The 24,541-nt window shown below is 32.1% G+C and carries 23 protein-coding genes; 11 read left to right on the forward strand and 12 right to left on the reverse strand.

Going from position 1 to position 24,541, the window contains the following annotated elements; genetic code table 11:
* The first annotated feature begins 37 nt into the window (after positions 1-37).
* Entirely contained in the window at positions 38-2,938 is a 2,901-nt protein-coding gene (locus tag ACN0TY_RS05800; RefSeq protein ID WP_417444006.1) for an FAD-binding and (Fe-S)-binding domain-containing protein, read from the forward strand.
* Between the two features lie 6 nt (positions 2,939-2,944).
* On the opposite strand, the gene ACN0TY_RS05805 is transcribed toward ACN0TY_RS05800, so the two are convergent.
* Together ACN0TY_RS05805 and ACN0TY_RS05810 are read right to left on the reverse strand one after the other, a co-directional pair.
* Positions 2,945-3,739: a hypothetical protein gene (locus tag ACN0TY_RS05805; RefSeq protein WP_417443721.1), complete on the reverse strand. Its 795-nt coding sequence runs from the start codon at positions 3,737-3,739 to the stop codon at positions 2,945-2,947.
* A 37-nt stretch (positions 3,740-3,776) separates the two neighbouring features.
* Entirely contained in the window at positions 3,777-4,607 is an 831-nt protein-coding gene (locus ACN0TY_RS05810) for a UDP-2,3-diacylglucosamine diphosphatase (RefSeq protein ID WP_236958406.1), read from the reverse strand.
* Between the two features lie 185 nt (positions 4,608-4,792).
* On the opposite strand from ACN0TY_RS05810, the gene aroC reads away from it, so the two are divergent.
* The 9 genes from aroC (at position 4,793) to ACN0TY_RS05855 (ending at position 13,075) form a co-directional block, all read left to right on the forward strand.
* A complete protein-coding gene (gene aroC, locus ACN0TY_RS05815) occupies positions 4,793-5,863 on the forward strand; it encodes a chorismate synthase (RefSeq protein ID WP_417443722.1) in 1,071 nt (356 codons plus the stop codon).
* 76 nt (positions 5,864-5,939) lie between these two features.
* Entirely contained in the window at positions 5,940-7,382 is a 1,443-nt protein-coding gene (locus tag ACN0TY_RS05820; protein ID WP_417443723.1) for a dicarboxylate/amino acid:cation symporter, read from the forward strand.
* Positions 7,379-8,533, forward strand: a complete 1,155-nt coding sequence (locus tag ACN0TY_RS05825; RefSeq protein WP_417443724.1) for a flavohemoglobin expression-modulating QEGLA motif protein — start codon at positions 7,379-7,381, stop codon at positions 8,531-8,533. Before ACN0TY_RS05820 ends, ACN0TY_RS05825 begins: the two co-directional genes overlap by 4 nt.
* 253 nt (positions 8,534-8,786) lie before the next feature.
* Entirely contained in the window at positions 8,787-9,149 is a 363-nt protein-coding gene (locus ACN0TY_RS05830) for a hypothetical protein (RefSeq protein WP_417443725.1), read from the forward strand.
* 629 nt (positions 9,150-9,778) lie between these two features.
* The gene (locus ACN0TY_RS05835; RefSeq protein ID WP_417443726.1) at positions 9,779-10,903 is read left to right on the forward strand and encodes a cytochrome P460 family protein; all 1,125 of its coding nucleotides are present in this window, start codon (positions 9,779-9,781) and stop codon (positions 10,901-10,903) included.
* Between the two features lie 34 nt (positions 10,904-10,937).
* A complete protein-coding gene (locus ACN0TY_RS05840; RefSeq protein WP_236958400.1) occupies positions 10,938-11,579 on the forward strand; it encodes a cytochrome P460 family protein in 642 nt (213 codons plus the stop codon).
* A 170-nt stretch (positions 11,580-11,749) separates the two neighbouring features.
* Positions 11,750-12,067 (forward strand): DUF6787 family protein, encoded by a 318-nt coding sequence (locus ACN0TY_RS05845; RefSeq protein WP_236958399.1) that lies wholly within the window; start codon positions 11,750-11,752, stop codon positions 12,065-12,067.
* Entirely contained in the window at positions 12,057-12,542 is a 486-nt protein-coding gene (locus ACN0TY_RS05850) for a hypothetical protein (RefSeq protein ID WP_417443727.1), read from the forward strand. The genes ACN0TY_RS05845 and ACN0TY_RS05850 overlap by 11 nt, the downstream gene beginning before the upstream one ends.
* Positions 12,543-12,607: 65 nt before the next feature.
* Complete coding sequence (locus ACN0TY_RS05855) at positions 12,608-13,075, forward strand: heme-binding domain-containing protein (RefSeq protein ID WP_417443728.1); 468 nt, start codon at positions 12,608-12,610, stop codon at positions 13,073-13,075.
* Between the two features lie 65 nt (positions 13,076-13,140).
* On the opposite strand, the gene ACN0TY_RS05860 is transcribed toward ACN0TY_RS05855, so the two are convergent.
* From ACN0TY_RS05860 to ACN0TY_RS05905, 10 genes are all read right to left on the reverse strand, one after another.
* Positions 13,141-14,601, reverse strand: coding sequence for a potassium/proton antiporter (locus ACN0TY_RS05860; RefSeq protein ID WP_417443729.1), 1,461 nt, complete (start codon positions 14,599-14,601; stop codon positions 13,141-13,143).
* Between the two features lie 56 nt (positions 14,602-14,657).
* Positions 14,658-15,824: an ABC transporter permease gene (locus tag ACN0TY_RS05865; RefSeq protein ID WP_417443730.1), complete on the reverse strand. Its 1,167-nt coding sequence runs from the start codon at positions 15,822-15,824 to the stop codon at positions 14,658-14,660.
* Positions 15,821-16,981, reverse strand: coding sequence for an ABC transporter permease (locus tag ACN0TY_RS05870; RefSeq protein WP_417443731.1), 1,161 nt, complete (start codon positions 16,979-16,981; stop codon positions 15,821-15,823). The genes ACN0TY_RS05865 and ACN0TY_RS05870 overlap by 4 nt, the downstream gene beginning before the upstream one ends.
* Positions 16,978-17,961, reverse strand: coding sequence for an HlyD family secretion protein (locus ACN0TY_RS05875; protein WP_417443732.1), 984 nt, complete (start codon positions 17,959-17,961; stop codon positions 16,978-16,980). The genes ACN0TY_RS05870 and ACN0TY_RS05875 overlap by 4 nt, the downstream gene beginning before the upstream one ends.
* Positions 17,962-17,976: 15 nt before the next feature.
* The gene (locus tag ACN0TY_RS05880; protein WP_417443733.1) at positions 17,977-19,371 is read right to left on the reverse strand and encodes a TolC family protein; all 1,395 of its coding nucleotides are present in this window, start codon (positions 19,369-19,371) and stop codon (positions 17,977-17,979) included.
* Between the two features lie 72 nt (positions 19,372-19,443).
* Entirely contained in the window at positions 19,444-19,842 is a 399-nt protein-coding gene (locus ACN0TY_RS05885; protein ID WP_417443734.1) for a DoxX family membrane protein, read from the reverse strand.
* Between the two features lie 272 nt (positions 19,843-20,114).
* Entirely contained in the window at positions 20,115-21,074 is a 960-nt protein-coding gene (locus ACN0TY_RS05890; RefSeq protein ID WP_417443735.1) for a tRNA dihydrouridine synthase, read from the reverse strand.
* Between the two features lie 46 nt (positions 21,075-21,120).
* The gene (locus tag ACN0TY_RS05895; RefSeq protein WP_417443736.1) at positions 21,121-22,017 is read right to left on the reverse strand and encodes an SMP-30/gluconolactonase/LRE family protein; all 897 of its coding nucleotides are present in this window, start codon (positions 22,015-22,017) and stop codon (positions 21,121-21,123) included.
* A gap of 101 nt (positions 22,018-22,118) precedes the next feature.
* On the reverse strand, positions 22,119-22,520 hold the full coding sequence (locus ACN0TY_RS05900; protein ID WP_417443737.1) for a group III truncated hemoglobin: 402 nt from the start codon (positions 22,518-22,520) through the stop codon (positions 22,119-22,121).
* 10 nt (positions 22,521-22,530) lie between these two features.
* Positions 22,531-22,875: a cupin domain-containing protein gene (locus ACN0TY_RS05905; protein WP_417443738.1), complete on the reverse strand. Its 345-nt coding sequence runs from the start codon at positions 22,873-22,875 to the stop codon at positions 22,531-22,533.
* A 330-nt stretch (positions 22,876-23,205) separates the two neighbouring features.
* Here ACN0TY_RS05905 and ACN0TY_RS05910 point away from each other — a divergent pair, with 330 nt between their 5' ends.
* Entirely contained in the window at positions 23,206-24,537 is a 1,332-nt protein-coding gene (locus tag ACN0TY_RS05910; protein WP_417443739.1) for a TolC family protein, read from the forward strand.
* The last annotated feature ends 4 nt before the right edge of the window (positions 24,538-24,541 follow it).

Consider the following 24,541-nt stretch of genomic DNA (forward strand, 5'->3'; position numbering starts at 1 on the left):
GCTAATTTAATTTATAGATCACTTAGTCTTGTTAAAAATATCTAAAAATTTCCTACAAACGCTGAAAGAGTCACTTAAAGGAGAGCTCTTTTTCGACGATCTTCATAAAACTATTTATGCAACAGACGCGTCTGTGTATCGCGTAATACCAACGGCTGTTGCGTATCCTAAAAATATTGAAGATCTTAAAACGATAATTCATTTTTGTAATGAACATAAGTTGTCGGTTATTCCTAGAACTGCTGGAACTTCATTAGCTGGTCAATGTGTTGGTGATGGAATTGTAGTGGATGTTTCTAAATATTTTACCGATATCTTGGAATTGGATACCACAACAAAGACTATTTCTGTCCAGCCTGGTGTGATTCGAGATGAATTGAATATTTATCTGAAGGAGTACGGTTTATTTTTTGGGCCCAATACGTCTACTTCAAATCGCTGTATGATAGGAGGGATGACCGGAAATAACTCTAGTGGAACAACTTCTATTAAATATGGTGTAACTCGAGATAAAGTAATTGAGATTGATGCAGTGTTGAGTGATGGTAGCGAAGTTACGTTTAAGCCGCTTTCTAAGGTTAAATTTCAAGAGAAACTCGAGTTACAGACGCTAGAAGGTGATATTTATAGAACTATTTTTGCTGAATTAAATGCTGATGGGGTAAAAGAGCAAGTTTTTGATAATTTCCCTAAACCAGAGATTCACAGAAGAAATACAGGTTATGCGGTAGATGAATTACTGAGGCTTCAGCCTTTTTCTGAAAGTGGAGATTCTTTTAATATGTGTAAGTTGCTTTCTGGAAGCGAAGGAACGCTGAATTTTATTACAAGAATTAAGATTCAGTTGGACGATTTGATGCCAGATAACGCAGTAATGGTAGCTGCTCATTATAAGAGCGTAGCAGATTGTTGCGATTCTGTGTATGAAGTTATGCAGCACGACTTGTATACTTGCGAAATGATGGATAAAGTGATTTTAGACTGTACTAAAAACAATAAATCACAGCTCCCGAATCGTTTTTTCATTGAAGGAGATCCTGCGGCAATTCTAATGTTAGAGTTACGAGATACTGATAAAGATAGATTGGAAGAAAAACGTAAATCGCTTATTGCTTCTTTGGATAAAACAGGTCTTAGTTATGCCAATGCATCGCTTTATGGTTCCGAAATAGAGCAGGCTTTAGAGTTGCGTAAAGCTGGACTTGGACTGCTTGGGAATATTGTAGGTGATAAAAAAGCGGTAGCTTGTATAGAAGATACGGCTGTAAGTATCGAAGATTTAAGTGAATATATTACTGCATTTTCTGCGATTATGAGTAAGTACAAACAGAATGCTGTTTATTACGCTCATGCTGGTGCTGGCGAATTGCATTTGCGACCAATTTTAGATCTTAAAAAGTCGGAAGACGTATTACTCTTTAGAAAAATAACTACAGATGTTGCTCATTTAGTGAAGAAGTATCGTGGTTCTATGAGTGGAGAGCATGGTGACGGAAGAGTGAGAGCAGAGTTTATAGAATTGATGATCGGAAATGCTAACTATGAGCTGCTTAGACGTGTAAAAAAGGCATTTGATCCTAATAATATATTCAATCCTGGGAAAATTGTAGATAGTGCCCCGATGGATACTTCTCTTCGTTATCAACCGGATAGGGAGGAACCAAATGTTGATACATTAATGGATTTTTCAGATTCTGAAGGGATTTTAAGAGCTGCAGAAAAATGTAATGGGAGTGGAGATTGTAGAAAAACTCATGTTTCAAATGGAGCAATGTGCCCCAGTTACCACGCTACTAAGAATGAAAAAGATACCACTCGAGCTAGAGCCAATGCCCTTCGAGATTATCTTACAACATCAGAAAAGAATAATAAATTCGATAATAAAGAACTAAAAGAAGTTTTTGACTTATGTGTCAGTTGTAAAGCTTGTAGTAGTGAATGTCCAAGTAATGTAGATGTAGCTACCTTAAAAGCGGAATTTCTATATCAATATTATAAAGATAATCCGCCGTCGATTAGAGATAAAGCTTTTGCTTTTAATACAAAACTTAGTAAACTCGGGAGCGTATTTCCATCTATAACGAATAGTAAGTTTTCGGGAGGTATCATGAAAAAGGTGCTTAATATCGCTCCAGAAAGAACACTTCCTGCTATTGAAAGTTTTAATTTCGATAAACACCTTCAACGTTCATTAAGTAAATCAGTTACAAAAGGAAAAGTAATTATTTATATTGATGAATTCACTCAATATTTAGACACTACAGTAGGAAAAGATGCTATCGAGTTGCTTACAACCTTAGGATATGAAGTGCGTTTATATTATGGGGAAAGTGGTCGTACATTTATCTCTAAAGGATTTTTAAAACAAGCTCAAGAATTAGCAGTTAATAACGTAGCTAGATTAAAAGATTTAGTTGCTTCAGATTGTCCTATAATTGGGATTGAACCTTCTGCTATTTTGTCTTTTAGGGATGAATACCTTAGATTGGTTGAAGATCAAGATTCGGTAAAAAAAGTTGCTTTAAATAGCTTTATTATTGAAGAGTTTCTTGCTGAAGAAATTAAAAAAGGCGTGATTACTTCTGAAGACTTTTCTACGGAAGAAAAAACGATTAAATATCATGCTCATTGTCATCAGAAGTCGCAATCTAATACAAAGGCCACTTTTGATGTGCTAAATATCCCTCAGAATTTCTCTGTAACTATGATAAATTCTGGATGTTGTGGTATGGCTGGTTCTTTTGGTTATGAAAAAGAGCACTACGAGGTAAGTATGGCTATTGGCGAGCTTCGTTTATTCCCTTCAGTTAGAAAGGCGAGTAAAGAAACTGTAATTGTTGCTAATGGAACAAGCTGTAGACATCAAATTAAAGATGGAACTGGGCGAGAGGCTATCCATCCAGTAACATTGCTAAATAAAATGGTTGTTAGAAAGTAAGTTACTTTATTTTGAATAGTTGGAAATACGCTGAGCAACAACTTCAGAAACTTGTTTATCGATGCTGATTTCCATATTTAATTCATCAAGATTGGTAAGCTTATAATTGGTATTTGTTTCGTTGTTTATAACTCCAATTCCTGGTGCAAAGTATATGTTGGAAGTTATTACGTCATGAGGGTTTAATATCGGTATAGAAGCCTCATATCCATCAATTTTAGTATTTGCAATAGCAGCAATATTAACAGTTACAGAGGTTTTTATGATATTCTCGTAATCTGTTCCGTTAAGATTGTAATCTTCAATAATATCTTCTGTTTTAGAAGTAATGATATACGCTATTTCAATAATATAATCTTGATTATTAAAAGACGTCATCCCAGAAGTTTGGTAGCTTACATTCCCTGCGGGATCTTTCATATCTAATAAAACTAATCCTTCCACAGGAATAGCTAATTCTGGAATCACATTAGAAATCGTACCGTTTAATATAAGCTTGCTTTTACTTTTATGAAGTAATCCGTCTGCTATTAGGTTGGTGAAAAAACCAAGATTAGGATTGTTAGCTTGTGTTTTATAATGGATATTTCCTTCTATAAGAGTGTCCTTTTCAACCCAAACACTGTCTCTTCCTTTAGTTAATCCCTCAATATTATAAGTCCAATTTTCTGATGTTTTCAAAGGGAAATAGTTCTCAGAATCTATCTCAGATAACAATTCTTCAGAAATAGCTTCATTGCTGGAGCATGAGCTTAAAATCGAGAATATTAGTAAAGTAAAAAGAAATTGGTATAAACGCATTCAGTTTGAAATTTTTCAAATGTAAAAAAAATATAACTTACTTTTTACCTGTAATTGTAATTGCTGCCAATAACTCCTTATAATTCATGGTTTTTATGTCCTCATCAGAGTAAAAGGGACTTAGTTTGTCTTCATTAAAATGGTATAAATCCCAACGTTTATCATGATATTCTAACGCAGTGAGGTTTTCAATCCAATCTCCAGAGTTTAAATATAGGCAAGTGCCATTTTTATTGACCTTTCTAAGCATTTGAGGCTGATGGATATGTCCGCAAACAACATATTTATAACCGTTTTCTATAGCCAAATCTGCCGCAACTTTTTCAAAATCGCCTACATACTTAACGGCTTTCTTTACACTATTTTTAATTTTTTTAGAAAGAGAATACTTTTCTCTCCCCATTTTGATTAAAAACCAATTAATGAGCCTATTAAACAAGATTAAAAAATCATAACCCCAACCGCCGAGCTTTGCAATCCATTTTGTGTGTTGGATAGAAGCGTCAAATACATCACCATGAAATATCCAAGCTTTTTTACCGTCTAAATCCATAATCAATTTATCTAGGATATGGATATTTCCCATAGAAACATCACTAAATTTCCTTAGCATTTCATCATGGTTTCCAGTAATATAATAAACTTCAGTTCCTTTAGTGGAGAGGTCGATAATCTTTTTGATTACCTGTAGGTGGTTTTTAGGAAAATATCGCTTTCGGAACTGCCAAATGTCAATTATGTCTCCATTTAGGATTAACTTTTTAGGAGCGATGCTATTTAAATAAGAGAGTAATTCTCCTGCATGACATCCGAAGGTTCCTAAATGTACATCTGAAATGACAACAACGTCTAATTTTCTTTTTCTCAACCTTAACTATTTGATACTACGAAGTAAAGGAAGATATTCTGTTACCGTATTATTTGATAATTAAATATATATGATAAGAATGTTAAGAAACTAATAGTATTTATCCTAAATATTAATTTATTATTACGCATATTTAATTTTTGTATTTCTTTTATAAGATTTACATTTGTCAAAATCAAAATTTTATGGCAGGAAATTCCTTTGGAAACCTCTTTAAGTTAACCACTTTCGGCGAGTCTCACGGTGAGGCTTTAGGCGGAGTTATTGATGGATGCCCAGCAGGCATCTCACTAGATTTAAGTAAAGTTCAATTAGACTTAGATAGACGTAAACCGGGTCAATCTGCTATTGTTACCCAACGAAAAGAACCAGACGAAGTTCGTTTTCTCTCAGGTATTTTTGAGGGTAAAACTACTGGAACACCAATTGGTTTTATTATTGAAAACACCAATCAGAAATCTCACGACTATTCACATATAAAAGATAATTACAGACCTTCGCATGCAGATTATGTATACGAAAAAAAGTATGGTTTTAGAGACTATCGTGGTGGCGGAAGAAGTTCTGCAAGAGAAACAGCAAGTAGAGTAGTAGCTGGAGCTATTGCTAAGCAAATGCTTGAAGGGATAAAAGTTACCGCTTATGTTTCTTCAGTAGGGAATATCCATTTAGAAAAGGATTATTCTGAGTTGGAATTAGAAAATGCAGAAAGAAATATTGTTCGTTGTCCAGATACAGCTATGGCTTCAGAAATGGAGAATTATATCAAGCAGATCAGAAAGGAAGGAGATACTGTTGGAGGTGTTGTTTCTTGTGTGATTCAGAATGTACCTATTGGACTTGGAGAACCTGTTTTTGACAAGCTTCACGCAGAATTAGGAAAAGCAATGCTTTCTATAAATGCTGTAAAAGGTTTTGAATATGGAAGTGGTTTTTCTGGAGCAGAAATGAAAGGAAGTGAGCATAATGATTTATACAATGCAGATGGAACTACTAAAACCAACTATTCTGGAGGAATTCAAGGTGGAATTAGTAACGGAATGGATATTTACTTTAAAGTAGCCTTTAAGCCCGTTGCAACTATTATGCAGACGCAAAAAACTATAGATAACGAGGGGAAAGAAGTAGAAATGCAGGGAAAAGGTCGTCATGACCCATGTGTAGTTCCACGCGCCGTTCCTATTGTTGAAGCTATGGCAGCTTTAGTTTTAGCAGATTACACATTGATTAATAACAGTCATCAGCATAAAAAATAATCTTAAGTTTAATTATATTTATCCTCAAGGTTATAAATTATCAAGCGATTACTAATAACTTATTAAAACAATTCATTTGAAGAAATTAGCATTACATTGGCAAATTATTATAGGTTTAGTTCTTGGAATTATATGGGCAATTCTATCTAGTAAATTAGGATGGAGCCAGTTCACAATCGACTGGATAGCGCCGTTTGGAACTATATTTATAAACTTATTAAAGTTGATAGCCGTTCCGTTAGTGTTATTTTCTATTATAAATGGAGTTTCTAATATTGGAGACCCTTCAAGCTTAGGAAGAATGGGAGGTAAGACGCTTTTAGCATATCTTCTAACCACCGTATTGGCAGTTTCATTAGGATTGGTATTAGTAAACGTTATCAAACCTGGAAAGCTTATTGATGAACAGAGTCGTATTGATAATAGAATAAGCTACGAACTCTGGGCTGCATCACAGAATTTAGAAATTAAAGATGGGGTTAATTACCTTCATGATCCAAAATTTTTAGATCGAGCAGAGCGTATTTCAGATATGTCTAGATCTGAATTAAAGGATGCAACCGTAAAAGATAAATTAAATACTGCAAATCAAGCGAAAGAGGCTGGACCGTTACAACCATTAGTAGATATTGTTCCTAGTAATATTTTCACTTCTTTGGGTGATAATGGATTAATGCTTCAAGTGATATTTTTTGCTCTTTTCTTTGGAGTAAGCTTATTATTTATTCCTGATGAAAAATCTAAGCCAGTAGAGGCTTTTATGGATGGAGTCATGGAAGTTTTCCTGAAGATGGTTGCTCTAATAATGAAGGCTGCACCATTTTTTGTCTTTGCATTGCTAGCAGGTGTTGTTAGTAAAATGGCTGGTGATGATATCGGGAAAGTAGTAGAAATATTTAAAGGACTAAGTTGGTATTCATTAACTGTAGCCTTAGGATTATCGTTAATGATATTTGTTGTATATCCTGGAATATTTAAAATATTTATTAGAGTTATTTCTTACTTCGGATTCTTTAAAGCGGTAAGTCCAGCACAAACATTAGCTTTCTCTACATCTAGTAGTGCAGCTACACTTCCTGTAACAATGGAGTGTGTGGAAGATAATTTGGGTGTAGATAAGAAAGTTACAAGTTTTGTACTTCCAATTGGAGCTACTGTAAATATGGATGGAACGTGTCTTTATCAGGCTGTTGCCGTTGTATTCTTAGCACAATTACACATGATCGACCTAACTATTGGTCAGCAATTAACTATTGTTTTAACTGCAACATTGGCATCTATTGGTTCTGCTGCGGTTCCTAGCGCAGGTTTAGTAATGCTAATTATTGTTTTACAGTCTGTTGGGTTGAATCCTGCTTGGATTGGAATTATCCTTCCTGTGGATAGAATTCTAGATATGATGCGAACTGTTGTGAATGTTACTGGAGATGCTACGGTTTGTTCTTTAATAGCTAAGAGCGAAGGAATGCTTAATTATCCTGGAGAGAAACCAGATAAAATAGAGGAAACTACTATATGATTTCAGAAGATATCTTAAAGGAGCACGCTACTTTATTTTCGATAGATAAAAATTTAGATCGTTTAATAAAGCGAATAGAATTACTTAGCTACCTTAATCCTTTAAATACTGAAAAGGAAAAGCAACGCTTTTATTCTTCTAAATATACTAAAGATCCCGTTTTTAAATATGCTAAGCAAAATTTCAGTGCTTTTAAGCTACAGCGTTCTCTTTTTTCTAATCAATTAGAGAAAATTGAAGATGATGATATCCGTTCATTGTATCAAAGTATTGTATATTATTATGCAAATATGGTACAATGTGCTGAAGCAATAGGAGAGAAGAAAAAGTTCTTTTATAATAGTTTAAGACTTTACGGAACTCCAAAAGAGAAAGACGTTGCTAATGCTAAGTTTATACTTCATATAAAAGACGAGTCTGAGTATGAAGAAAAGAAATATAATTCTTTAGATGCGAAAGCATATTTTGAGGATTTCGTTCAACGTTATGATTTCCCATTAAACATAAAATTATCTACAAGCATTGCGGCCGATGCTATGGTTTCTAATAGTAAGCAAACGCTGTTTATTAAAAAGAATGCTAAGTTTAATGACAATCAGTTATTAACGCTTGCCAATCATGAAATTGGTGTCCATATGGTTACTACTTTTAACGGACTTGGACAGCCGCTAAAGATTTTTTCTAATGGCTTCCCTAAAAATGTAGAAACACAAGAAGGGTTAGCTGTCTTTAGTGAATATATGAGCGGCGCTTTAACACTTAGCAGGCTTAAAATACTTGCGTATAGGGTAATTGCTGCCGATAGTTTGATAAAAGGTTATTCTTTTGCAGATACATTCGATTTACTCCACAATCAATATAAATTAGATCGAGATAAAGCTTTTATTATTACATTGAGAATTCATCGTGGTGGCGGATTCACAAAAGACTATTTGTATTTAACTGGATTGAAAAAAATATATGAATATTATAATTCAGGAAATAGTCTTTCTCCTTTATTAACAGGAAAAGTTTCTCTTGATAAAGTACAATCTATCCAAAAGCTTCAAGATTTAGGATTGGCTTCAAAATCCATTCATATTACCGACTCCTATGCTGATAATCAAAATCAAAACAGCTCAATAGATTTCATTCTTAAAAATTTAAAGTAAGTTTTTTCTTATTTAATATTGTAGTAAAAGATAAGCTTAAGTCAAGGAAAAGCCCTCTTTGTGAGTTGTTTTTATATACAATTTTATACCATTCACAACAAAATATTTTATTTAATGGGTTTAGTAGATATGTTTGTTGTTATTAAATGTACATATACACTTAATACGAAAAAAACGTTGCTATGAAACCTTTAGTTCGATTCATATATGTGAAGTTATGTAAGGTGATTAATGATACTTAATTATTTTTTTAGTGAAGAAAGAGAAAGCACTTGTTAGAGCAAATATTTCCAAGCTTGTTTCAGATAGTTTAGGAGATAAGGAATATATGAATGAGATAGTGGTTTTGTTGAATAATAACATAGAAGAGTTTTGCGATTCTACTACAATATCACTCAAAGCAAAAGACAGATATTCAATTTTTAGAGCTGCACATAAGATAATAAATGGCTTAGAAATGATCCAAGCATATGTCTTATTAGATTATATAACGATGATTCAGAAAGAATGCCAGTATATGGATAATTTCACTAACATCAAAAATCTCTTTATTGATTTTAAGATGGAGTATGCTTATGTGTTAAAAGAAATTAACTCTCAAATTGATAACTTGTAAAAGAGGTGTGTAGTTTTTTTGTTCTTAAGATGACTGAATATGTATTAATTACACTGTTAATTTTAGGTTATTTTCTACATTCTGATTTATGCTTAGTTTAACATTACTAATTATCTACTTAATAATACTTATCTAGTGATTTAAATCAATAAAAGCATATTACATACTATTTACTCCCATAAAACAAGTTACTTTAGTTTATAAAACGACTTAGTTATATTGATTTATACGATTACAAAATATACTGTGTTTACATTACTCTTAATTTTATTTCTTCAATTTTAGTCCAATAATTCCTACTAACTAGCATTTATTCATCAATTATTGGGTAAATCATCTTGACTATTTACACTATTACAAGTCCAAATTGATGATTATTTCAGTTATATTATAAATAATATTCTAAATTATAACCATTCTGAATTAAGAGTAACCTTTCTTAAGTATACTGTATTAGTTATGTCTCAGAAGTTTTCTTATTTATTTTTCTTAACAAGAACAAACACTATTTAGGTTTTAAATAACATTTTTTAAAAAATAATTTATAATTACTGGTTTCTTGTAGAATATTAGCTCTACATTTAAATACTTTTTGTAAACTAAATATTAATTAAAAAAAGTAAACACTTATGAAATGTAATTTTCTAAAATTAGTAATTGTATGTATTTCCGTTACTTCATTATTATTTTCTTGTAAAGAAGAAGCTAAAGAAGAGTATAAGGAGATTAAATACTTTACAATAAATGAAGAGGGAGAATTAGAACGCCCAAAAGATTACCGTACTTGGATTTTTGTTGGAACACCAGTAACTCCAAATGAATTAAACGGAGGTAAAGCACCTTTTCCAGAAATGCACAACGTGTATATTGACCCTGTTAGTTTTGAACATTATAAAAAAACAGGAAAGTTTAGAGAAGGTACAATATTAATGAAAGAATTAGTAAGTGTAGGATCTACTGCTGCTGTTAGTGGTAAAGGTTATTTTATGGGGGAGTTTATTGGTTTGGAAGCTTCTGTAAAAAGTAAAGAACATTTCCCTGACGAACCTGGAAACTGGGCTATTTTTAGTTTTACAAGTCCTAAAGATGGAATCTTAAAAGATACATCTCCAAAATTCCCTGTAGCTTCTTGTGTAGCATGTCATGATGCTAGTGCAGAAGATGATTTTGTATTTACACAATATTATCCTGTATTAAGAGCTGCTAAAGGTGTTGGAGAAGATATAATTCCTGAGAATGCAGCAAGACGTTTTTCTGAAGAAGGAATGGAAATGTCTGGAATGACAGATATTTGGGAGCCAACAGCAGAAACACCAGATAATAAGTCTCTTGATATTCCATTAAATAAAGATGAACTTTTCAAATTTTTAAAGGAAGGAAAATATAAAAGCTTTAGTACGCAAGAGAAGAACTTACATCCCTCTTTAGGGCCTCATCAAAAACTAGGCTTACCAGTTAGAGTATTTATGAATGATATTTTGGCAAAATCTTTAGATGCAGACAATGAGGAACATCCTTTAGGAGCTACGCTAGTTAAAGAAATGTATGATAAAGATGAAGTTCTTAGCGGTTGGGCTGTAATGGTTAAAACAAGTGAAAAGACTGATGGTGGTAAAGGATGGTTCTGGTATGAAGTTACTTCTACAGAGGATCCAACACAAACTGCTGCCGTTGGTAATGGTGTTGTAGGATGTTTTAGCTGCCATAGTGTAGGTAGAGATATGGTAAGAACTCCATATCCATTTGACGAATAATTTTTGAATCTAACTAACAATAAAAATTAACATTATGAATTTAAGAACCGTAGGAATAGCTTTATTAGCTGTTGTATTATTTCAATCGTGTAAAGAAGGGAAGGCTAGTAATACCGCTGTGACAGAGGATTATAAAGAAATAGCATACTTCACGATGAATGATAAGGGAGACTTAGAACGTCCTCAAAATTATAGAAGTTGGGTCTTTGTAGGAACACCTGTTACTCCAAATGATCTAAATGGAGGTAAAGCTCCGTTTCCAGAAATGCATAATGTATATATCGATCCTGTAAGTTTTAAACATTACAAGAAGACAGGGAAGTTTAGAGAAGGTACTATTTTAGTTAAAGAACTAGTTAGTGTTGGATCAACTGTAGCGGTAAGTGGTAAAGGGTATTTTATGGGAGAATATATAGGTTTAGAAGCTTCTATAAAAAGTAAAGAACATTTTCCAGATGAGCCAGGAAACTGGGCAATCTTTAGTTTTACAAGTCCAAAGGATGGAATCTTAAAAGAAACCGCTCCTAAATTACCTGTAGCTTCATGTGTTGCATGTCATGATGCTAGTGCACAAGATGATTTTGTATTTACACAATACTATCCTGTACTAAGAGCTGCTAAAGGTGTTGGAGAAGGAGTATCTCCTGAAAATTCAGCAAAAAGACAAGCAGAATAAGCTTTTATAAAGTTTATGTAAAATAATTCAGGTAGAAACTTATATATTATATCTATCAGAAATATATAATACTTATCCCTAAGTCCTAAAATAGAATATTCTTCAAAGAAGTAGCGTATGAGTTTTAGGATTTGGGGTTATTTTTTAAACACTAATTTAAAAAGCACATTTTGAAAAGACTTAAGGAAAAATGGAATATCGAAAGTAATTTTCAGTTAGGAATTATTTTTACAGTTTTTGCTGTAAATGGCTCTTTAGCTGTAGCTTTAGTAAAACCTATAATGAATTTTATAGGCTTAAATAAAGAACTAGTTAGCGGATTTTTATTTTGGCCGATTAGAATCCTTCTTATGTTTATTGTGTATCAAATACTACTAATAGTAATAGGAACTTTATTTGGTCAGCATGAATTTTTTTGGAATATGCAAAAGAAAACATTAGCCAGACTCGGAGTCTCCCGTTTCAAAAATTATAAGAATGAAGAATAGTACAATCTTTTTTTTAATCCTTCTTTTATCAGGAGGTTTTTTATATTCCCAAGAACATCATAACGAAGAGCATTCTAAAGAGCCTGGTTTCGAAACTGCACTTACGGGAGTTTATTTCTACACACCAGAAAGTGGTAATGTAGATTTTGGTTCCGAATTATTTATAACATATTGGATATCCCATAAATGGGCATTTGGGGGTGCATATACAATGGTTTTTGAAGAAGAAGGCAGAATCGGACATGAGTTAACAGCAGTTGTAAGTCATAAGCCATGGCCTTTTTTAACCCTAAATGCTGGTCCAAGTTTCTCCATGCCAAACTCTCATTTAGATACAAAAGTTTCACTAAGCTTAGAAGGGGAGTATAACTATTTTTTTGGTGATACTGGTTGGCATACAGGGCCTGTATTAGGAGCTCAAATAGGAGAAGATTTTAAAATTATAATGGGACTTCAATTGGGTTACGAATTTTAATATTTATTATGCATTACAGTACCTCTATTTTTTAATCCATAGAGATACCTTTCGCTTTGCTTTTTATGAAGAAACTTATTGTTTTTTTTATATCAGTTTTTATTCTTTTACAGTTTTTTAGAACTGAGGAAAACGTACAACTAAAAGCTACTGATTCTGATATTTTAATTTTTGAAGAGACATCTGATGAAGTTTCAGCAATTATTAAATCTTCTTGCTATGATTGTCATTCTAATTACACAAACTATAGTTTTATAGATAAAATTTTTCCTATATCGTTATATGTTAATAATAACATCCGTAATGGAAAACGGGTGTTAAATTTCTCAGAGTGGGGAGACTATACAGTCTTAGAAAGAGAAATAGCTATTGTAGCTATAGATTTTGATGTTCAGACAGAAAGAATGCCTAAAAAAGCATATAATTGGCTTCATGAAGAAGCTAAAATTACAGAGCATGAAAAAAAACTTATACAAGATTGGGTTTATAGCATCAGAGAAAGATTGATAAAAGATAATTATCCTGAAATGTAATAACTCATTTATTTTAGTATAATTAAAATCAACTTGTAATATAATATTTTTAGATATAAATCGTACTAAGCTTTAAGAGTTTTGTAAACGTCATCAAAAATAGCAGGCCTATCAGCAAGAACAATCAAAACGTCATCGGCTTCAATTTTAGTAGAGCCATTTGGTGTGATATATGTATTGTCTCTTTTTATCATTGCTATTATAGCATTTTTAGGGAAGCCTAATTCTACAATTTTCTTATCTACAGCACTACAATCAGAAGTAATAATCATTTCTTTCATTTCTGCCTTCGGATTTTCAGCCATTAATTGATCTGCAGTGCTTAATTTTTTATCTTCTTCAGGTAAAGCCACATTCAGCCATTTTGCAACTACAGAAAGTGTCGTACCTTGAATTATTATTGATGTAACAGATATAAAGAATACAATATTGAACATCATATTTGCTTTTTCAACGCCAGCAAGTAGGGGATATGTTGCAAATACTATTGGAACTGCACCACGCAATCCAACCCAAGAAATATAAAACCTTCTTCTCAATTTCATTTTAAAGAACATAAGACTTATAAATACTCCAATTGGACGGGCTACTACAATTAAAAATATAGATATAAGAAGTCCAATTCCCATATAAGGGATTATTTGAGAAGGGAAAACAAGTAAACCTAAAGTAAGGAAAAGCACAATTTGCATGAGCCATGCTAAACCATCAAACATTTTTAAGATGGTTTTTTTATGGATCAAATCTTGATTTCCTAAATAAACAGCGCAAATATAGATAGCTAGAAAGCCATTACCACCAACAAAATCGGTCGCAGAAAATGTAATAAACATTAAGGCAATAACTAATACAGGATAGAGCCCTTCAAAATCAAGTTTAATTTTATTTATAATAAGCTTACTAAGTACTCCAAATCCAAAACCTGCAAGACCTCCTAAAATCATCTGTTGCAAAAATAGAGGTATGATCGATAAAAAGCTTTGATCTTGATTTATAACTAATGTTAGAAAAGCAATGGTAAGTACATAAGCCATAGGGTCGTTACTTCCACTTTCTAATTCTAATGTAGGTCTTAAGTTGTTCTTTAAGGCAAGGCTTTTAGAGCGTAAAATAGAAAATACTGCTGCGGCATCTGTAGAAGAGACAATAGACCCTAGAAGAAGGCTTTCATAAATTGTGAAATCGGTAACGTAATATACAAAAGTACCTAAAGATACTGCAGTTAATAAAACGCCTAACGTTGATAGTGCTATTCCTTCTTTTATAACAGGTTTAATAGCTTTCCAGTTTGTATCTAAACCTCCAGAAAATAAGATGAAATTTAGTGAAACTACACCAATAAACTGTGCTAGTCTGGGGTTGTCAAAATGAATTCCTCCAATCCCATCAGAACCTGCTAACATTCCAATACCAAGGAAAAGTAACAGCGTTGGAACACCAAATTTATATGAAGTTTTACCGGCTAGGATACTTATGAGAAGTAATAAAGAGCCGACTAAAAGGATGTTTTCAATCGTTAAATTCATTAGCTATAATAATCATTAACAAACAAAAATACAGTTTTCTATTTTTTTAATACTATTCAATTAAAACTCTTGTTACTTTTTGTTTTTATATACCTAAACCTTAGATATAGTAACAGATACCCTATTAAAAACAAGATGAGTAAATGAATAAAGCAATTTGTAATATCAGAAAGTTTAGCTCCTTCTGTTGCCAAAGAATTAAATATACTAAAATAGGGCGTAGAAGGTAATAAATTTGCAAATGCTTGCAATCCAATAGGCATAGCATCAATAGGCCATGAATACCCCGAAACTAAGAATAATGGATATGTAGAAAATGCCAATACCTCTGTCCACCCAATCATTGTTTTAAAAAAGGATGCAAATAGAATTGTATATAGCAATATAACAGCTATAAATAGAAAGCTTAAAATTAAATGTAAATAGATCGATCCATTAAATCCTAATGAAAAATGGGGAAATATTACTTTATAGAATACGAAAAAGTACGCCGTATAAAGGAAGACATAATAAAAACTTTTAGCAGTAAAAACTTTTATAAAATCAAAGAAATTATATTTTTCTAAATCTTGAAAGGTTCCCTGTTTAAATTCGTGAACAACACTTTGTCCGAATCCAATAATTAAGGTTTGTTGAAGAATTAGAATCAGTAAAATAGGAAGTAGGTAATCTCCATAATTATTGGTGGCATTATAGATTGATTTTATTATCGGCATTATTGGTTGAGCCTTTTGTTTAGCAACTTCTACAGGGATTTTATTAGAAATAAAATATTGCATTCTTACACCGCCACCAACAGTTAATATGACCTGCTGAATTGATTTATTAATTTCATTTGATGTAAGAAATTTTGTGTTGTTTAATATGACCTCTATACTTGAACCGTCTAGGTTCATAGTCTTTTTCTGAAAACCTTTAGGGAAGATAACTATTCCTTGAACATCTAGATTGTTAAGAAGAAACATCGCATCATCAAAAGATGAATAATGACCATTAATAGCTACTTTTTCAGATGCATCTATTAATCTAGAAACTTTTCTAGATAGATTAGAATGGTCATAATCGACAATGGCAATTGGAATTTCAGATACTTCCTTTTCAGAATAAATAGAACCTATAAAAAACGCATAGAGTATGGGTGCTACCAAACAAGTAAGAAGAATACTTTTATCTTCAATAATTAAAGACAGTTCTTTTTTTAATATTGAAAACCATTTTTTCATACCTCAATTTTTTTATTTCGAAATACTAGAATAGTAATGGTTATGATATAACCCGTTAAAAAGAAAAGTAATAAATATATGATAGGTTGGATTAAAAATAAAAAAGGGGTATTCATTTCTACGCCTTTTATAAAAGCACTTAAAAAATGAGTATATGGTATTAATTGTGCATACCAGGCATTAAAAGCTGGCATTGCTATTATCGGGAAAGTAAAACCACTGAAGACGAATGCTGGAGAATTGTACACAAAGGATATATCCATCGCTATAGCTTCATTTTTAAAGATTGTAGAAATCATAATTCCTAACATTGCATTTGCTAAAACGAATACTATAACCACCCATAAAAAAGATAAAGTTCCTTTACTAGTTGGAATCCCTAAAAGTGGATGTACCATAGAAAATATGAAAACTGCTATCATAAAACCGAGGAGGGTATAGGTAAGTAATTTGCCTATTACGATTTTAAAAATACTACCATTAGAAAAACTTAATAATTCATTAAAAGTATTATCTGTATACTCAGAGTTGATAGACCTAGCCGCCAAAAAAAAGACTATCATTTGTAACAATACGGTTGTAAGCCCAGGTATTAGATAATAAAGGTAGTTATAGTAGGGGTTGTACATGGGTTTTGCAATTACTCTAATAGGCATTGCTATTTTCATAGCTTTTTCTTTAGGGATCCCGCTTAGTTTAAAGTTTTTTAAATTAATTCCAGCAGACATCGTATTAATAAAAGTTGCTGCTTCTTTATAAATAAGATTCCCATAAATAATATTTGAAGAATTCGAATAGACTAAAATGTTTTCTTGTTGTCCTTTAAAGATATTCTTCTGAAAGTTTTTTGGGATTACATAAAATCCCTTGATTTCAGGATACTTTATAAATATTTCATCAATGTTATCATGAGTATTTAAAAATTTAACGATGCTTAACTTTGGAGAGGCTTCTACATTATTAATGACTGTTCTACTTAAATCTGAATGGTCTAAATCTAAAATTGCAATCGGAACGTTTTCTATTGCTCCTTTTTCATAAATAGCACCCAAATAGAAAAATATTCCAATAGGAATCACTAATAGAAGAACCCATGCTGCAGGTCTTTTTCTTAGTCTTTGAAGCTCTCTAATTATTATTTGTAATATGATTTTCAAAGTTTAATATTTAAACTCATTCCTGGTCGTAATCCATCAATTTTTTCTGCGGGGGATAAGTGAATTTCAAATGTTTTCATATCCAACCTACCTTTATCTGCTGTAGGGATCCAATCTGCAAAATCAGCCATTGGTGCAATATAAGTGACATTAAATTTATGGGATCTATTATCAAAAGCAGGGAGTTTTCCTGAAATTTCAGTACCCATTTTAAAATCACTAAGAAAATCTTCTCTTATATGAATAACGGCATGAATTTCTTCTAATTTCTGAATTGTAAATAGAGGGTAACCGGCGGGCATCACTTCGCTTTCTTCCGCCAACTTAGCAGATATTTCTCCAGAAACAGGTGCATATATCTCCAGTTCTTTATAATATGCTTTAGCCTCACTTACTTTACCGCCAGCCGCATTCATTTGTCCTTTAGAAGCATTTTTATCTTCGATTCTAGCTCCTTCTTTTGCCATTTCAAAAATAGATTTTGCGGCGTTCATTTGCTCAAATGCAGCGTCTCGTTTAAAAGTAACTTCATCTAATTGCTGTTGTGAAATTAAACTGTCTTTTGCCATGGCTTCTAATCTTTTATATGACTTCTCGGCGAAATTATACTGACTTTGCGCCATCTTATATTTGTCTCCAGCAGCAAGAACTTCTTGACTCCTAGCTCCAGAGATAGCTTTTTGATTTACGGATTTAGCAGCATCGTACATTCCTTCTGCTTGTTTAACTTTCGCATCTATAATATCACTTTCTATAGTTGCTAAAAGTTGTCCTTTTTTAACTTGATCTCCAAGTTTTGTATAAATTGTTTCAATTCGACCAGGAATTTCAGAAGCCACGCGAATCTCTGTGGTTTCAAATAACCCGACAAAAACACGATTATCATTCTTATCGGGTTTCAGAAATATTAATATAACGATTCCAATAATGATGATTAATACAGGAATAATTAATATAAAGAGTTGCTTTTTGTTTTTCATGATCAAAATAAATTTCTAATTATTTAAATTCTCTATTTCTAAGCTCCCTGTAGAGATCAATAAATCTACTGCCACCATACGCTGCTCGACAACTAACTTGTAGTAACTTAAAGCAGCATTTTGGTATTCAGTTTCTGTTTGTAAACGGTCTGTAATGGATATTAATCCTTCATGATAACTCTTAATAGCTAGATTTAAGCTGTTTTTGGCAACTTCCATTTCTTGCTTTTTAAATAGTAATTGCTGATTTTTAACTTCAAAATCTATTTCCATCTTTTTTGCAAATAGTTCTAGTTTCTCTTCGACCTCGTTTTTTTCCTCTTCCGCAATACTTTTTTGAATCTGTGTTTTTTTGGTTTCATTAGTATTTTTTAATCCTGTGAATATATCCCAATGCATTCCTACGCCGAGAAAGTATGTTGGAAAGAGTTCGAATTCATTTAGCTCTAAATTGATATTAGTACCACCAGGCAACAGACTATATGGTGTGTCTAAATTGGCATTAAATAAATTAGAATATGAAAGAGACGCCCTTGCTTGAATTTTTGGTAAGAATGAATTGCGATTCATCTTTAATTTATAATCGTAAGCACTTACTGATGCATTTAATGCTTTTAACTCTGAACGATCACTAAAAGTATTATTATTACGTTGGAGTTCCCATGGTTTTAATTCGAAATTTTGTTTTTCTAATGTTGAAACATCAACATCTGTAAGCATAGAGAGCTTTAAATACAATAATCCTAGATTTCCATATAGCTCTGCTTTTTTTGATGCTAAGTTTAATTCTGATGCTTTAATTTTATCACGATCATATGGAATTGCTAATCCATTTTTTATTGCTGTGGTTACTCTAGCTTTTTCTTTAGCCAATCGCTCTTCGCTTTTTAAAATAACAACTTCAGATCGTTTTAAGAATTCTATTTTATCAAAAGTAGCTATCATGTCTTTTACAAGATCTGCTCTTTTTGCAGTGAGCATATAGTTTTTAGCCTTAATTTTTTCATCGGTAGCTTTAGAACCATAGTTAACTTGTAATCCAGAAAACAGTAATGCCTTAGCGGTAAGATTGGTATTAAAGACTTGACCTTGAGCATCAAAACTAGTCTTGCCATCAAATAAATTCACTCCTGTAATGGGCAGTTGAAGCGTAGGAAAGTTAACATTTATTCCACTCGATCCATATCCATAAAGAGCATCCAGTTCTAAAGTTGGAATAAAGTTTTGTCGGATAGTCTTTCTTTCAATACTATCAATCGATAATTCATGAATGGAGTTTTTCAATTCGTAACTTTTTTCTAACCCCCGATTAATAAGATCAATTTCGACATTACTCAAATTATTTTGAGCATTTATAGGACTAAAACAGATAATGTTAAGGAAACTTATTAAGAGTATTTTTTTAATCATTACTTATTAAGTGTTAGTCAAAGATTATATCCTTATTTATTAAATATAACTAGAATGACTCTAGTTCAACTTTTACTTCTGTTTAATAATATTATCAATAGCATAGGTGTTCTCTTCTATGTTTTGAATAACGAATACTAAAAAAGCAATATGTATTAATTGGGAAGTGATGTTCCCCCAACTCTCTATTAATGTAGATCCAAATACTAGAGAAAGTAATACTATTGAAGTTGCAATAGCTGCAACTCTAGTAAATAATCCTAAAATAAGTAGAAGCCCAAATATTAATTCAGCAAATGGTAATACATAAGAAAATGGGATTACCAAAAACTCGGGGAGCATAGAGTTTTCAAATGTCTTTATGATTCCGTTACTAAAAGCCTCGAGTTTAGGAATACGAACGAGTCCGTGTCCGAACATGCTTAACCCGATAGCCATTCTTACAATTATATAAGCTGTTTTTTTATGCATTTTTTAATTATTATATGTAATAATGATTGTAGCTTTTTAAGTACAGAGACTTAAGCGAGGGAAGGGGGATGTAAAAGGTTATAAATCATTAATAAAACCTTTGTACACCTCTAAAATAGTAATAATTGTGCTATTGTAGCGAGTCACACAAATTTATTTTCTATAAATATGTAGCCTATTTAAAAATAAATAGCATTGTTAAAACATAGTATAATAGAATCCTATCGTTTAGAAGTAAAATTGAAGCTATAAGAAATAAAGGCAATAATATATTAGTTTCTAATTTTAGCTTCTGTATTGAGAATCATATTTACAGCTTGCCTATACTTTATTGGATTTCCAGCTTTTTTAATAGCTTTATATGTTTTCTGAGGATTTGAAGTAGCCTGAGAAAAATACTCCCAAAAACCTAACATTTTCATTTTTATAGGTGTTGGGCCAGATAGATATTCATCATATTGCTTATAAATAGTATCATGAAATTCCGAAAAAATAGACCATCTATCTGCTGGGTATTCTGTAGTGTTATTTTTTATCATATTCGGCAAAAAGGGATCTGCAATCAGTCCACGGCCTATCATATAATGATCTATGGAAGGAAAACGTTTTTCTATTGCTTTAAATGCAGCAACACTTGTAATATCTCCGTTGTAATATAATTTATGTTTTGTGCTACTAATACATTTCTCAAAGGCATCTAAATCTACAGGTCCCTTATAGAGTTGCTTTCCAATTCTGGCATGAATGGCTATGTTTTTAAGAGGATATTGATCTAAAATAGAAAATGTATCCAGAATTTCCTCAGCATTTTCATATCCCATTCTCATTTTCATAGAAACTAAAATATCAGTTTCATTGTGACCTTTATGTAACACCTCATTTATTCGTTGTGGATTGCAGATTAGCCCAGAGCCCATTCCAGATTTAGTAACCATAGGATATGGGCATCCTAAATTCCAATTTAACTCCTTATAGCCTAAGCTTTGTACATATTTAGCAACAAATAGAAACTCCTCTGGGTCATTGGTAATTACTTGTGGAATAACTTCTAGGGTTGTGTTATTTTCTGGAGACAAATCTTTTTTATAAGATTCTTTAATTTTAAGCTTACCATTAAGTCTAATATAGGGAGCATAAAAGGTATCTATCCCACCAAAATAATGATGAAAAGCATTGCGAAACCTGAAATCTGTAAAGCCTTGCAAAGGCGATGAAAGTAGAGTAGAAGCCATCTTATAATTTAGAGGCACAAAGATAGTGTAATTGGCGAATGGTTTTCTAATCTACTCCATTAACTTTCATTTTTAGCGTATAAACTGACGTTCTTGCTGTAATAAAAAGAATATCTCTCTTTTTACCTCCAAAACATACATTACTTGGTTTCTCAGGAGTTTCAATCTCTTTTATTAATTCCCCTTTAGGATTATACACCCATATTTTACCAGAAGTTAAATAAACATTTCCTTTATTGTCTATAGTCATTCCATCGCTTCCATGAGGAGCAAAAAAAGTTTTATTGGTTAAACCCCCGTCATTTTCAATAGAATATTTCCAAATTTTGTCATCTTCGATATCAGCAACATAAAGCGTTTTTCCATTTGGAGTACCTATAATCCCATTAGGCTTTTTAAAGTCATTAATTACCCTTGAAATTTCACCACTTGGATTTAAATAGTAAACTCCACGAGTATTTTGAATCTCAGTATGGTCTTCATCCCACCAATTTCTCTGGTAATATGGGTCTGTAAAATAGATTCCCCCTTTATTATTTATCCATAAGTCGTTTGGACCGTTTAGATGTTTCCCTTCAAAATCTTCATAAATTACATGAATCTCTTTATTGCTATCAAAATATATAAGCTGGTTAAACTCATCTGCACAGGCTAGTAATTGCTGTTGTTCATCAAAATACATTCCATTAGCTCTCCGAGTTCCCTCTAGGTATAAAGAGATCCCCTTTTTTGAGTCCCAAATATGAATTCTGTCATTCGGTTGGTCTGTAAAATAAATTTGCCCTTTTGAGTTTACAGCAGGTCCTTCTGTGAATTTAAATCCTGTTCCCGCCATTTCAACTTCGGCATTTTCAGCAATTATATCACCCTTATCTTTCCATTCAGGAAAAGAAAACAATAAGATGGAAAGTATACAAATGGAGAAGTAATAAATATTTTTCATGAATAAGATTATTGAACTTTAAATATAAGAATTCTTCCTAAATCGGGATTTAAATTAATCCGAATAGGATAGAAGTGGTATTTTATATTTTTACACTAGTCTTACTTTTTGTATTCTTCGGGTCTATTGTGCCAAATGGTTAAAAACTGACCTGTAGCCATTTTTCGGGCAGAATCTTTAGCCTTTCTTGCTAGGTCTCCTTCGTAGAGTTCGTCTATTGTTTCAAACCATAATTGCAGCCATTTTCCAAAGTGAGTTTGCTCTATAGAATAGTCCATATTCATATCTACATTAACATGCTTTCTTGATGGACTGCCTTTAAATTTAGCAATTCCAAATAAATTTGTTTCCCAAAAATCAGTTAGCTTACTTAGGTGTTCGGGCCATTTTTCATCAGGAATATGAACATTAAAAATCGGTCCCAGTAATTCATCCTTTCTTATTTTAGCGTAAAATGTATTCACTAAAATATTTACATCATTTCTGTCTTCAATATTCTTCATTGGAAGCTAATTATGAGTCTGTAATCACTTTTTCTACACGCTCTATTTTATCTAATTTGTAAAGCGTTAAACGAACAATACTATCTTCCTTCGCAGTTAAATCGTGAGGAACATTAGCACCCAACGTAAGTACATCGCCTTTTGTGATAGAATGCACTTCACCTTCAACACCAAAACCTATTGCTCCTTCCAGTAAATGTACAATTATTGGGAAAGGAGCCTTATGTTCTTTCATAATTTGACCTTTTTTGAGAAGGATTCTTATTTCTTTTGAAAAGGAAGTCTCCAAAAGAACTTTAGTAACCACCTTTTCATCATTAAACGCTATATTTTTATTGAAAGATTCTAATTTCATAATATTAGTATTTTTCAGCAATCGAAAAAATATCGATTATACTTCTTTCTATAAAGATATTAAATAAAAACCTCAAACATTCTCTTATTAATTTCTTTCTTCAATAGTAAACCAGGCAATATTATACTTAGCAATGATTTTAAGTTAAAAGAAAAACTTAAAAGTATCTGAATGTCAATATGTAACATTGATAAGTATGCTTTTTTTAGGATAATTATAAAATCCCATCGATAAAAAAGGGGCTTTTGTATAGTGAATCTCCCCAAACGTCTATCGCGTTATATATATAGTGTATATAGTTTCAATTTTGTTGTAGTAAAAAATCAAACAATGAAATTATATCTTACTATTTTAGGTTTATTCGCAGGGTGTCTATCATACGGTCAAGATGTTTCCAGTAGTGAAACACCAAAAATATGGTATTTACAAGACTGTATTTCATATGCACTAGATAATAACATCGTTATAAAAGATGCCAGTTATAATAAGGATATAGCAGAGTTAGATTATAGTAAATCTAAATCGGCAAGGCTTCCTAATTTAATGGGTTCGGCTTCACAGATATTTACAAACGGGCAGTCGATTGACCCTATTACTAGCGACTTTGTAAATGAGCAAATCCACTCAACAAGTTTTGATTTAAATACCTCTATTACAATATTTCAAGGGAATCAGTTAAACAATCAGATTAAGCAAAATAAATTGCTTGTAGATCAGAATTCTTTATTTGTTGCAGAAGCAGAGAACAACATTATTTTAAGTGTTACTGAAGCATATTTACAAGCTTTATATGCTAAAGAAGGAATTATTATTGCTGAAAAGAACTTAGAAGCTTCCACTAAAGAAAGTGCAACTGCAAAAGCACGATTCGAAGCAGGAAGTATAGCAATGCAAGATTATACTGATGCCATCTCACAAGAAGCTACAAATAAATATAGTTTGATAGAAGCTAAGAATTCTTATGCACAACAAATAATAGATTTAAAGCAGTTACTAGAACTAGAGCCTCTTACAAATTTTGAGATTGAAGCTCCAAATACTGATACTTATGAGCCTAAAATTATTGCCAATAGGAATAATGTATATGAAGCTGCATTAGGATATTTACCTGAATATCAAGCAGCATCTTTGGGAGTTGATGTTTCAGAAAAAGACCTTGAGATAACAAAAGGAGCATATCTGCCGAGTTTATCATTAACAGGAAGTATTGGTTCTGGGTATACGAGCGTTCAGGGTTTTAATTTTAAAGATCAGATGAATAGCAATTTTAATCAGCGTGTCGGACTTTCTTTAACCGTACCGATTTTCAATAGAAATCAAACAAAAGTAGAAGTTCAGAAGGCAAAAATAGCGATCGATCAATCTGGTATTCAAAAGCAAACCGTTAAGAAAGAGATTTATAAAAAGGTAGAAACTGCTTATCAAAATGTATTAGCAACACAGGAGCAGTTGGTAGCAGCCGAAGCAGCTAGTGAAGCCGCAGAAGAGTCGTATAAGCTAGCTCAGCAAAGATTTAATTTAGGAGGACTTAATGCTACCGATTTAATTATTAGTCAGAATACATATACAAATGCACAGCAAAATTATCTGCAAGCTAAATATCTAAACATATTATACACGCAGTTATTAGAGTTTTATCAAGGAAATGAAATTAAAATATAGTTTA

The organism is Joostella sp., from assembly GCF_048266025.1.
GTDB classification, from domain to species: Bacteria; Bacteroidota; Bacteroidia; order Flavobacteriales; family Flavobacteriaceae; genus Galbibacter; species Galbibacter atrarenae.